Consider the following 12,562-nt stretch of genomic DNA (forward strand, 5'->3'; position numbering starts at 1 on the left):
TTCTTCACCTACTTTTGACACGACAGGTGGCACCGATGGCGAAGCTTTTTATGCGCACGCTGACATGGCTGCTTCTCGGGCTTATCGGCTCCGCTGTTTACGCAAACTCCCCCGTCCAACAGCCTAGCGTTGCGTTTTACTACGGTAACGAGCCCCCGGTTGAACTGCTCTCTCAGTTTGACTGGATCGTGGTGGAGGCCGCCAATGTCGACAGCGCCGAGCAGCGCCTGCTGGCGCAGCATGGAGGCCAGCCGTTTGCCTATGTCAGCATCGGTGAGCTCGACGCATGGCGGGGGGCTGCCACCTCGCTGCCCGCTGATGCACTCGTCACCTCTAACACCGCCTGGAATAGCCAGGTGGCCGATCTCACCCACTCGGCGTGGCGTACTTACCTAATTGAGGAGCACATTCGTCCGCTCTGGGAGTCAGGCTATCGCGGCCTGTTTCTGGATACCTTAGACAGCTATCGCTTATTTGCACCTGATGGTCCGGCCGCCGAGCGTCAGCAGGCCGCACTGGTGGACATCATTCATTCCATCAAGCAGCAGTTTCCCGACATGCAGCTGCTCCTCAACCGTGGGTTTGAAGTGCTGAACCAGGTGCAAGGGCAGATCGTTGGCGTCGCGGCGGAATCGCTTTATCGCGGCTGGAACCCGGCCACCCAAGTGTATGGTGCCGTCCCCGACAACGATCGAGCCTGGCTGTATACGCAGCTCGCCCGCGTGCGCGACCACTATCGCTTACCGGCCATTGCCATTGATTATGTACCCGCCAATAACCGTACGCTTGCCAGAGAAACCGCCCAACGGATTCATGGTGAAGGGTTTATTCCCTGGGTTAGCGTGCCGCAGCTCAATCAAATGGGCGTGGGACTCATTGAGCCCATCCCACGCAGAGTGCTGATCTTTTTCGATAAGGCTAAAACGGAAGCTGGGGAGCTGGCCTACACCAACGCGCATCGCTACCTGGCGATGCCACTGGAATACCTGGGTTATGGAGCAGAGTATCTGGACGTCAATGGGCCACTACCCAGCGATCTGCTACATGGCCGTTACGCCGGTGTCGTGACCTGGTTCAACGAACCTATTGCGAACGCTCCCCGCTATAGCGCCTGGTTACAGCACCAGATGGAGAACGGCTTGCGAGCCGCGATAGTGGGTATACCGGGGATCCCGATTTCCGGCACGCTAGGCCGCTTGATGGGGCTGCGTGAGGTCTACGGCATCAACCCTCAAGGCCTCACCCTGGCCAGTCATGATGACGTCGCCAATTTCGAGGGCATGCCAACCCCGCCGCCCGTGCCACAAACCAGCTACGAAATTGTGGGCAGTGGGCTCACCGCCCACCTCACCAATCGCGACAGCACGGGCCGCCAATTTTCGCCCATTGTGACCGGCGCCTGGGGAGGCTTGGCCAGCCACCCATGGGTGGTTGAAGAGGCGAACGAGTACCAAAAACGCTGGAACATCAACCCATTCAAATTTTTGCAGCGCGCCCTGGCACTTCCCGATATGCCAGTGCCCGACGCCACCACAGAGAACGGCGCACGTTATTGGATGACCCAGATCGATGGCGACGCCTTTGTCAGCCGAGCCGATCTGCCGGGCACGCCCTTTACCGGCGAATTGATGCTGTCCGATATTCTGATGCGCTACCAAGTCCCTACGACGGTATCGATCATCGAGGGTGAAATAGGCCCAGACGGCCTGTACCCGCAGTACCGCTCGGTACTCGAGCCCTTGGCACGTCGTATCTTCGCGCTGCCTTGGGTAGAGGTGGCGACCCATACCTTCAGCCACCCCTTCGAATGGGAAAGCCTCAAGGAAAATGATTTAGCGGGTCAGGGAACCACCACCGCAGGCTTCAACTACAACCTGCCGATACCCAACTATCGGTTTTCATTACGTCGAGAAATTGAAGGTTCTGCCCGCTACATCAACCGCGCGCTCGCACCCACTGACAAGCCGGTCAGCGTCGTGCTCTGGACAGGCAACGCGCTGCCGCCGGAAGAAGCCTTGGCCATTGCCGATGAGCTGGGGCTTCGCAATATCAATGGCGGCAACACCAGTGTTACCCATAGCAACCCCACTATGACCCGGGTGTCTCCGATGCTGCGCCCCGTGGGCCACTACCTGCAGGTCTACGCGCCGCAAATCAATGAAAACGTCTACACCAACAATATGCTTGGCCCGCTCTGGGGCTATCGGCGCGCCATTGAAACCTACCAGATCACCGATCAGCCTCGCCGCTTAAAGCCCATCGATATCTATTACCACTTTTATTCGGCCGCCAGTCCCGGCGCGCTACGGGCACTGCACCAAGTGTACGAGTACGTGCTCACCCAAGAGACACTGCCGGTCTACACCAGCACCTGGAGCGATGTGGCCACCCAATGGTACCACACGGGTGTTGCACGCCACCTGGACGGCGGCTGGGTGATTCAGGGTACCCAACACATGCGTACCCTGCGCCTGCCGACATCGCTTGGCTGGCCCGATCTGCAGCGCTCAACGAATGTGGCGGGTGTTCGCGAGATTGCGTCAGGTCGCTATGTGGCACTCTCAGGTACAAACGAAGCCCAGCTGTATCTCACCCCTCATGCCCCGCAAACACCGCACTTGCGCTATGCCAACGGCCGTATTGATACATGGCAGCGCTTCTCTCCAGGCAACATCACCCTCTCCTTGGCAGCTGAGCAAGTGCCTCTGCAGGTGGAGCTTGCGGCCACCCAGGGCTGCCAAGTCTCAGCACCGACTGCGCGCCTAGAACAGCGTGGTACCAGTACCGTCTTACACTATGGCAGCGCTCGGGGTGAGCGTATCGAGGTGCGCTGTGCTGACCGATAAGCCTGCTACCACCGCGCGTAAGGGGGTGGCGCTACCCTCGCGGCGGCTCATTCGACCGCTCACGCTACGGCTCATTGCTGCCGTCGTGGCCTTGATACTGGTACTGCTTTTTCCGGCGCATCATCTGCTCACGCTGGAAAATAACGACAGTATGCCAAGCCGGATATCAATCCTTTACGCCCAGGCGCTGCTCAACGCTAACCCTGGCAATAGCGAGCTGCGTATCAGCCTCGCCAACAAACTGTTTCAGGTGGGCGAGTTTGCGCTCGCAAACGCAACCCTAGAACCGCTGCATGAGAGCCCTGATACAGCAGTGCAGTGGTTGCGACTCAGCATCGAGTGGCAGTTGTTGGCGGCTATTGCTCCCGACCATCCAGACCGGTTGAACGCCGTTCAGCACTTTCAGCACTTGCTGCTGGCCTTTCAACGTCATGCGGCTCTGTCCTCGGATTATTTGGAAACCATGGCTACGTACTGGTTGGCCACGGAGCATCCAGCCCATGCAGCGGCCCTGTATGAGCGGCTAGGAGAACAGGACCGGGAACGTCAATACCACTGGCTTTCACTGGCAGGCCACTGGTGGCTGCGTGCGGGACACCCTGATCGTTCCGCTGCGGCTTGGCACCGCGCTTACCAAGTGGCGGAAACATCCGTGATGACACTCGGCTGGCTAGGCTGGCTGGTGAGCCCTGCCTACGCTCAAGCTGGCGAAGCATCGCCCGAGTCACCGAGACGGGCCGCTGCGCTTGAAGCGCTGCGCTCAGCACAGCAAAGCCAGGACGACGACGGCGTTGGTTACGCCCGCGAATACCTTAGTGTGTTTCCCAACGATCCTGAGCTGCTGGACCTGGGCATTCGTTTGGCCCTTGCCCACGGCCAGCCTCAACAGGCGCTAGCGTGGTCGCAGCGGCTCATCGACGTACGGCCCGGCACTGCAACGCTGGAGCGTCATGTCACCATCGCGCTGGGGCTTAACGAGCTCGCCGTTGCGCTTGAAGCGCTGACTTTTCTCCGCCAACGCCACCCAGAGCAACCGCGCTATTTAGAGCAGTTTGCGCAAACGCAGCAGTGGGCGGGCGATGCGGCGGGGGCCATGCAGAGTGCACAAACATTAGCGAGACTGACAGGTGAAGAGCGGCATGATCGATGGGGCGTGGCGCTGGCTCTCAGCGTGCGTGATCGCAACGCCGCCCTGCAGGCGCTCACCCGCCTGGAGAGCAATGGCACCATCACGCTAGAGGATCGCCGTCTCTGGGCAGACCTGCTGGAACAGCTGGGCGATCCAGATACCGCCATCGCCCGCATTCAATCCTGGCAAGCCGCCGGCATTCGCGACCAGGCGCTGGCCATCCGCGCCGCTACCTGGCTAGAGCAAACTGGACGCTTGGACGAAGCAGACGAGGCCTGGACCGCCATCACTGCGCAATACGGCGCTCAGCCTGCGTTTGTTCAAGCACAGAGCAACGTATTGGCACAAAACTGGCGGCTGGATAGCGCATTCGACGTGCTTGCCAACGCGCCATCCACTCCCCAAGACGCCGCCACCGGCTACTGGCAACAGCGGGCCGCCTTGGCATGGCAGTTAGGTGACAGTGCGGCCAGCTTAGAAGCCTATACCGCCCTGTTTGAGCAAGGTGCCCTTGATGCAGACGGCACCTCACGCCTTATCCAGACCGCCGCCGATCAGCAACAGTTAGACCTCGCCATGCGCGTATCGGAAAAGCGCTGGACACAAGCGAAAGATGGCGATGCCTTAATCCAAATGCTGTACCTCGCCCAGCGTGAGCGCCAGCCTGCGCTGACACAAACGCTATTGGCCATGGCCGATCAAGCCCCAGAACAGTTTGCGCAGTCGCCCGATTACTGGGGAGCCGTCGCGCAGCAAGCCTTGTTGCAGCGAGCTCCAGGCGAGGCCATGGCGGCTTATCAACGCGCCTTGGAGCTCTCAACCGATAACCCAAGCCTACAAGCGGGCATGCTTTACGCCCTGGCCGCAGCAGGCGAGTCGGACGTGCTGCGCCAACGCCTCGTAGAGTGGCAGCCCACCGCTGCCAATACGCCCGCCATGATGAGCGCCATGGCGGAGGGCCATCGCTATTTAGGCAATTTGGACCACGCATTGACGTGGTACGCCATGGCCAGCGATGCCCGCGTGCTGGATGACTGGCAGCAGCTTTATTACGCCGACGCGCTAGACCAAAGCGGCCAGCATCACGTTGCCTTTACCCGCCGTATCGCCGCCCTTAACCAATTCTCCCCTGGGCTGCTGAAAGATCTCGACGCACCGCTGAGCAGTGAGCAACGCCGTGAACAGATACAAGTGATGGCACTGGTCGCCCAGCGCCAGGGGCCAGAGAGCGTACACGGCTGGTATCGTCATATCGTGGCCGACGCGTTTGCGACCACCCCCGCCCAAGCCCGTGAGAGCGAGTGGTTATTCGACGCCAACATCGCCCTGCAGCGTCCACTCCATGCCCGCTATGTGCTGCTGCGCGCCCAGGCTCTGGGCTTCCCCAGCCCGCCATGGCAAGTGCTCGCCGTGGCGATGGAAAAAAATGATCGCGATACGCTAAAACAGCTGCTGGAGAGTGATCTAGGCCGCACGCTTTCTGCCACCGACCGGCTGGCCATCATGCGCCAGCTTGACCGCCGCCAGGATGCCCGTGCACTGGCAGAAACGCTGACCCAGGCAGGGGAAGACCATCGCCAAGACCTTGTGGAGCTCGCCCAGGACATGCCCCATCGGCTATCCAGCAGCGCTTCCTATCAACGCCTGGGAGAGCTGGAGATTGCCGAACAAGAAGCCGTTTACCAACTCAGCGGCGAACGCTTCTGGGGCCAGCTAACGCTGGTACAACGCCAGTTGGATGCTCCTTCTAATGACGTTGATAGCAGCGGTATCACCGATGAGCGCGGAGGCGAATTAACCCTGGGCTGGAATGGCCCCAGGCTCGATACCCAGCTCAACTTGGGCCAACTACAAACGGACCGGGTCAATCGCACCTATAGCAGCGCGACGCAGCGCTGGCAAGCTACGTCACGCCTTGCCGGTACGCTCTATGGCGAGATTAGCCAAACCTCAGAGATCAATGAGCGCCTACGGTTGCTGGCCATTGAGGATCGCGTGGGAGCCCAGCTGGAGTGGACACCCACCGCCCGCGATACCCTGACCCTCAACGCCAGTCATATCGACCTGCGTAGCCGGGAAACCCGCGCAAGCCTGGGAGAGGGTTACCGCGTCGATGCCGCCTGGCGACATGCGCTGATCAAAGGGGCAACGCGGCAGCTAGAGATAAGCCTGCTCGCTAACCACGCCGACTACCGTGTCAACGACGCTCTGCCTGACGATATTCAGCGGCGGCTCGCAGCAGACACCCAAGCCACCGATTTACTCACCGACACCAGCAGCTTTATGGGGGTGGGCGTCACACTGCGCCGCGGCAACCCGTACGCCACATCGCCAACGCTGGCCTCCCCCATGCTGGAAGTCGGGTTAGAGGCCGGCTACCGGCTGCCCGATAACGATATTGGGCTAAACGCTCGCCTGGCTGTCGGTAGTCGCCTATTTGGCAACGATGCGCTCAGCCTGCAGTTAGAAGCGGATCAAGGGTCTGGCAGCGAGGGTGACACTAGCCTGGGCGTGTCACTGACCTATCACTACTTTCTGGGGCACTAGCCATGTCACAGGTAAACCAGCGGCCATGCCGTTACTCCACCCACTGCTTGCAGCGCCGCTCGAGCGCCCTCGGAGATACCGCTATGCATACCTACCTATCAAAGCCTCTTTTGTGGCTTGTGCTGCTGAGCCTGTGGTTGAGCGGCTGCGCTGTTACCGATGTGCATCGCTCTGACCCCGTCAGCCGACAAGCCAGCTGGGCCCTGCTACCCCTCGCCAATCACTCTGAAACACCGCTTGCGGGACACAAAGCGGAAGCTAGCCTGATGACCCTGTTACAGCAACGCGGCATTCACTCGCTCCGCCAAGCGCCACGGCCAGACGCCATGGACTTACTCAGCCTGCCCAGCGACCAGGATTACCAGGCAGCGCTTGCCTGGGCGCAGCAGCAAGGCGTGCGCTACGGCGTCACCGGCTCGGTGGATGAGTGGCAATACAAAGCAGGATTAGATGGCGAACCGGCGATTGGTATGAGCCTGCGAGTGGTGGATGTGAATAGCGGCGACATCGTGTGGAGCGCCAGCGGCGCGCGCACTGGCTGGGGGTTTAGTACCACTAGCGGCGTCGCGCAGAAACTCATGGCGGATCTCCTAGACACGCTGCCTTTGCAATAGAGGGGTCTGCCATGGCCACCCATATAGACGAACTGCAACCCGCGCTTGCTCCCCGCTGGCTGCGCTATCTGGAAACCCTCATCATCACCCTAGCGCTGCCAGTGATTGGCTGGATCATTAATCCAAACGATCCGCTGCTTTTGGGTAGTGGCCTGACGTGGCTGCTGGCCATTGCCCCCCTGCTCGTCGGGATGCGCTACGGTTTCGCCCTGGGCTTTGTCAGTGCCTTGCTCAGCGTCACCATCATGGGGTTGGAAGGTGTTTGGTATCACGGCGACTTGTTCGTCGAGCGTGCCCAGCGGCTGCCGATTGCCATCGCGCTCATTTTGGTGGGCATGGTGGCAGGTGAAATGGCGGATGTGTGGCGGCGGCGTCTTCAGCAAATGGCCATTCTGCACCGTGCGCAATCAACACGCCTGGAGGAGTTCGTGCGCCACTATCAGCTGCTGCGTGTCTCCCACGATCAGCTGGCAGAGCGACTGGCTGCCAACCCGTTTACCTTGCGTGATGCGCTGCGAGCACTGGAAGAGAAGTTCCTATCACTTGCCTCACACCAGGATCCACTGGCTCAGCATGGTGATGAACTGCTGGGTTTTTTAGCGCTTCACGCGCGCATTCAGCAAGCCGTGCTGTTGCCCGTGGATCAGCAGCAACGGCTTATGCCTCAGGCCGCAATGTGGTTCGGAGGGGAAACAGCCCTGGATTGGCATGACCCCATGCTAATGGCCTGCCTTGAACAGCGCCGCATGATCTGCCTGAAAAGCGCCATGGCCCAGGGCATCAATATTGATAACGCTCCCCTGCTTGCCGTCGTACCGCTCATGGACGTTGAAGAGCAAATTCACGCCGTGGTGGCGGTGACGGCGATGCCGTTCATTGATTTTCATCGCGGTCATTTACACCTCCTGGCGGTATTAGGTGCCCAGCTAGGTGACATGCTTCGACACACCCAGCGCTCTAGCCAAGGCAGCGGGGGCCATCAGCGCTCGCTGGTGGCGCAGTGGGTGCGGCATGCCCGAGAGCATCAGCTCACCTCACTGCTCGTAGCCATCGATTTTGCGGAGTCATTAAGCGACGCCCAGCTGCACCAGGCCGTTGATAACGTCGCTCAGCAGCAGCGCGGTCTGGATCGCAGCTGGATGGTGTGTCAGGCAGGTCTCCCAAGGCGCCTGTATGTGCTGCTACCCTTAACCCAGCCACGCGCATTTACCATATACGCAGAGCGCCTGCAGGAACGCTTGGCCTCTGAACCTGGTCTTGGCGAAGCCTGTCAGGCCATTCGCCTCAGCTACCAAGTGATTGACGGACGACTATCGGCCAAAAAGCTTCTCTCGCGTCACGATCACGCCGAGGTGTCCCATGTACCGTCCTAATGCGCGCCCCCATATCGGTTGGCGCGTGCTGACAAGCCTGTGCTGGCTGTTAGCGGGCTTGGGGGTAGAAGGGTGGGTAGTCAATCGCTGGGTAATGGATAACGGGATAGTGGATAGCTGGGGCGCAAGCGTTGGGGCACCCTCGCTAACGCATCTGGCCGGGCACGCGGCGGGAAGCGTGTTACTGGCCGAAGGCCTTCGGCGGGCGCTACCCCTCAACTATCAGCAACCCGTACTGGGCGCTCTAGTGGTGCTGTTCTTGCTGCTGTTTCTGCTGCCTGGTATTGCCTTTATCGGCTTACTGCTAGCCGTCGTGCCCGCGCTCTATTTATCCGCCCCGGCACGCCCTAGCGCTTGGCAACCGCTAGATTTACCCTCCCTTCCCTATCGGCCGCTGACACCCCCGAATTCTGATTCGATGGCTATGCGCGAAGGGCTCACTAGCGTCCTGAACGTCTCCGATAGCCCGGTGGCACGCCAAGAAGCCATTCTAGCTTGCCGCCATTTACCACCCAGGCAGGCCATTGGCCTACTGCGCTTAGGGCTGGCAGACCCAACCGATGATGTGCGTTTGCTGGCTTACTCCATGCTAAGCAACATTGAGCGCGATTTAGACGAGCGTATTCAGCGGCTGACGGCCACCCGTGACCAACACGGTGACCCTCACGGCCATCATGCCGAAGCGCTCGCCATGCTGAACTGGGAGTACGACTATCTGCATCTCGCCCAAGGCAGCACCGCACACTTTTATTTGACCCAAGCACTGAGTGAGATCGATACCGCCATTCGGCTTGCCAACTCCGCCCATCGCCAGCTGTTACGCGGTCGCTTGTGCTTGGCACTGAAAGCGTTCGATGACGCAGACGCCGCGTTTACACAGTGCGCATTGCTAGGCATGGAGGACGATGACCTAGCCGCTTACCGCGCGGAGCTGGCCTTCCAAACCAGGCGTTACCACGCCATGCAAGAGCAGCTTGCCCGGCTGAGCCCCAGCGCCGCGCAGCACCCTGTACTACACCCCTTGATGGAGTATTGGCGATGACATGGCCCACCCTGGGTAAACGCGATACACCGGCAGATGTCATTTTACTGCTCGAGGGCACCTACCCCATGGTACGAGGCGGCGTGAGCGCTTGGGTGGATCAGCTCATTCGAGGGCTGCCCCAACTGCGCTTTGCATTGGTTTTCTTGGGCAGTCGACCGGATCACTACCAGGGTATTTTGTTCGAGCGGCCCGCGAACGTGGTGCATCTGGAGTGCCACTATCTAATGGACGACCTGCCCTCGTTATCGGCCATCAAAGCGCGTCGAGGCAATCTCAGTACGTTCGACACCGTGCAGGAGCTGCACGAAAACCTGCGCAACCCTGAGCAGCAGGACCCGCTACGCGCCCTGTGTGATGTGGCGCGAATGATTGGCCAACGGGGCGGCTTGAGCCGCGAGGATTTTCTACATAGCCAGGCGGCTTGGCAGCAAATCGTTGACCACTACCTGACCCACGTCACCGAGCCCTCGTTCATCGACTACTTTTGGTCGGTGCGCAATATTCATGCGCCGCTCTTTTTGCTGGCCAGCATTGCGCAAAAACTGCCTAAAGGGCGCTGCCTACATGCCATTTCCACCGGTTACGCGGGATTTCTCGGCGCACTGGCGCACCATATTCACCACCTCCCCTTCGCGATTACCGAACATGGCATTTATACCAAGGAGCGGCAGATTGACCTGTTAGAGGCAAAGTGGATCAAAACCTCCACCGATGCGCTATCCCACGGTTTTCAGATCGATACGGGCTACCTGCGCCAGATGTGGATTCGCTTTTTCCAGGGCCTTGGCCGCATGACCTATGCCAGCGCTTCGCACATTACCACGCTACACGAAGGCAACCGCCTACGGCAGATACAAGACGGTGCTGAGAAGGCGCGCACGCGGATTATTCCCAACGGGATTCAGATCGAGCGCTTTGCCCCGTTGCGCAGCGCGACCGCCCACAACCAGCAACCGATCGTGGCGCTGCTGGGCCGCGTGACCCCCATCAAAGATATCAAGACCTTCATTCGCGCGATGCGCCAGCTTATCAGCCAAGTCCCTGACGCTCAGGGCTGGATTGTCGGACCCGACAGTGAAGACCCAGCTTACGCCCAAGAGTGCCGCGATTTAGTCCAGCAGCTAGGCGTTGAAAAGCAGGTGCGGTTTCTCGGCTTCCAACGTACCGAGGAGATACTGGCCCAGGTGCGCTTAGTGGTGCTGACCTCTATTAGCGAGGCTCAGCCACTGGTGGTACTGGAAGCCATGGCGGCGGGTATACCGGTGGTGTGCAGCGATGTGGGCGCCTGCCGGGAGCTGGTCATCGGCGACCCTGCTCAACAGCAGGCAGCGGGCCATATTGTGCCTATCGCCAACCCGATGGCCACCGCCCATGCCATGGAGCAACTGCTAACGCAGCCCGCTAGATGGCTGGACGCTCGCGCAGCAGGCATCGCCCGCGTAGAGGCCGACTATACCGAGGCCTTAATGATGGCGCGCTATCAGCAGCTGTATGACGATGTTATTACCCCACCCGCCAACGCACCGATGACAGCGGCGTCTCGCTTATTCACCGCGCTCAGCAGGCACTAGCCACGTATCCGAGGAGGCTTTATGGCAGGCATTGGTTTTGAGCTTCGGCGGTTACTGCGCCAGGACAGCTACGTCAGCCTGCTGCGTGCCTATGGCTACGCAGGCTTGATCAGTTCCGGGCCATGGGTGCTGTCGATACTGGCAGTCATGGCGCTTGGGGTGTTGTCGGCAGCGGCAAGCCCCAGTGGCAGTGCCCATGTAACGGAGTTTTTGGTCTCGGTGACTTGGCTGGTGGCTAGTTCACTGCTTCTCACGTCACTGGTGCAGCTGCTGTTTACCCGCTTTGTGGCCGACCGCCTGTTTGAAAAGCGCGACAGCGCGATTCTGCCGAACCTGTTTGGTCTGCTCACGCTGGTGGTACTCGTCGCGGCCAGCGTCGGGACAAGCCTTCTATGGTTCACCTTTCAAGGCACGCCATGGCTTTATCAGCTTGAAATGCTGATGAGCTTTATCGTGCTGAGCATGATCTGGTGCGTCACGGTGTTCGTTGCCGGTGTTAAGGCCTATCGCCAAGTCCTGTGGGCCTTTGCGTTTGGCTATGGCGCCACCTTCGTGGGTGGCATGCTGCTGAGCAGCTACGGATTGATCGGGTTACTGGGGGGCTTTGTGCTGGGCCAGAGCCTGCTGCTCTTTACGCTGCTGGCGATGGTGATTCGCCACTACCCAAGCGATCGGCTATGGGCCTTTGACCTGCACCGCGCAGGGCAGTGTCAGCGGGCGCTGATGGCCATTGGCTTGTTTTATCAGCTCGGTATCTGGGCAGACAAGCTCGTCTTTTGGTTTCACCCTGGCACCTCGGAGACCATTATTGGCCCGCTGCGCGCCTCACCCATTTACGACCTGCCGATCTTCTTGGCGTACCTCTCCATCGTACCGGGCATGGCCGTATTCATCATGCGTATGGAGACGGATTTCGCAGAGCGCTGCCAAGCGTATTACGACGCCATACGCCAAGGCGATACGCTGCTGCATATTGAGGACCTGCGCGGTGAGATGATGGCCAGCGTGCGGCACGGCATTTATGACATCTTTAAAGTGCAGGGCATAACGGTCGTGGCCTTACTGCTCAGCGGGCCGATGCTTTTTTCCTGGCTCGGTTTTTCCCACTGGTATCTGCCGCTATTTAATATCGACATCGTGGCAGTCGCCATACAAGTACTGTTTATGGCAATCCTCAACGTGCTGTTTTATCTCGACCGCCTAAAACCCGCGCTGTGGCTATGCCTGCTATTTTTCATCGCCAATGTGCTTCTCACCCTGCTCAGCCAGATGCTGGGGCCAGTGTTTTACGGCTATGGCTATGCGCTGTCACTGCTGTTTACGTCGCTGGTGGGGCTTGCGGTACTCGATCATGAGTTTGAGCAGCTGACGTTCCAAACGTTCATGCTGCAGCCCCATAAGTAGGCCGCCAGGGCAAGAAGGGAGTGAATGCTTACT

At 59.7% G+C, this 12,562-nt stretch carries 7 protein-coding genes; all 7 read left to right on the forward strand.

Features of this window, described 5'->3' with window-relative positions; all coding sequences use genetic code 11:
• Window positions 1-35 precede the first annotated feature (35 nt).
• From MHM37_RS10490 to pelG, 7 genes are read left to right on the forward strand one after another with little or no spacing between them, the layout of a single operon-like run.
• Window positions 36-2,846: a bifunctional glycoside hydrolase 114/ polysaccharide deacetylase family protein gene (locus MHM37_RS10490; RefSeq protein ID WP_239296616.1), complete on the forward strand. Its 2,811-nt coding sequence runs from the start codon at window positions 36-38 to the stop codon at window positions 2,844-2,846.
• Window positions 2,833-6,522, forward strand: a complete 3,690-nt coding sequence (locus tag MHM37_RS10495) for a tetratricopeptide repeat protein (protein ID WP_239296617.1) — start codon at window positions 2,833-2,835, stop codon at window positions 6,520-6,522. Before MHM37_RS10490 ends, MHM37_RS10495 begins: the two co-directional genes overlap by 14 nt.
• A 2-nt stretch (window positions 6,523-6,524) precedes the next feature.
• A complete protein-coding gene (locus MHM37_RS10500; RefSeq protein WP_231125629.1) occupies window positions 6,525-7,136 on the forward strand; it encodes a hypothetical protein in 612 nt (203 codons plus the stop codon).
• An 11-nt stretch (window positions 7,137-7,147) separates the two neighbouring features.
• Entirely contained in the window at window positions 7,148-8,509 is a 1,362-nt protein-coding gene (locus MHM37_RS10505; RefSeq protein WP_153843609.1) for a PelD GGDEF domain-containing protein, read from the forward strand.
• Window positions 8,496-9,551 (forward strand): hypothetical protein, encoded by a 1,056-nt coding sequence (locus MHM37_RS10510; RefSeq protein WP_239296618.1) that lies wholly within the window; start codon window positions 8,496-8,498, stop codon window positions 9,549-9,551. Before MHM37_RS10505 ends, MHM37_RS10510 begins: the two co-directional genes overlap by 14 nt.
• A complete protein-coding gene (gene pelF / locus MHM37_RS10515) occupies window positions 9,548-11,125 on the forward strand; it encodes a GT4 family glycosyltransferase PelF (protein WP_239296619.1) in 1,578 nt (525 codons plus the stop codon). Before MHM37_RS10510 ends, pelF begins: the two co-directional genes overlap by 4 nt.
• 21 nt (window positions 11,126-11,146) lie before the next feature.
• On the forward strand, window positions 11,147-12,529 hold the full coding sequence (gene pelG, locus MHM37_RS10520) for an exopolysaccharide Pel transporter PelG (protein WP_239296620.1): 1,383 nt from the start codon (window positions 11,147-11,149) through the stop codon (window positions 12,527-12,529).
• The last annotated feature ends 33 nt before the right edge of the window (window positions 12,530-12,562 follow it).

Origin of the sequence: Halomonas sp. MMH1-48 (assembly GCF_022348105.1) — a bacterium.
Taxonomy (GTDB): domain Bacteria; phylum Pseudomonadota; class Gammaproteobacteria; order Pseudomonadales; family Halomonadaceae; genus Vreelandella; species Vreelandella piezotolerans.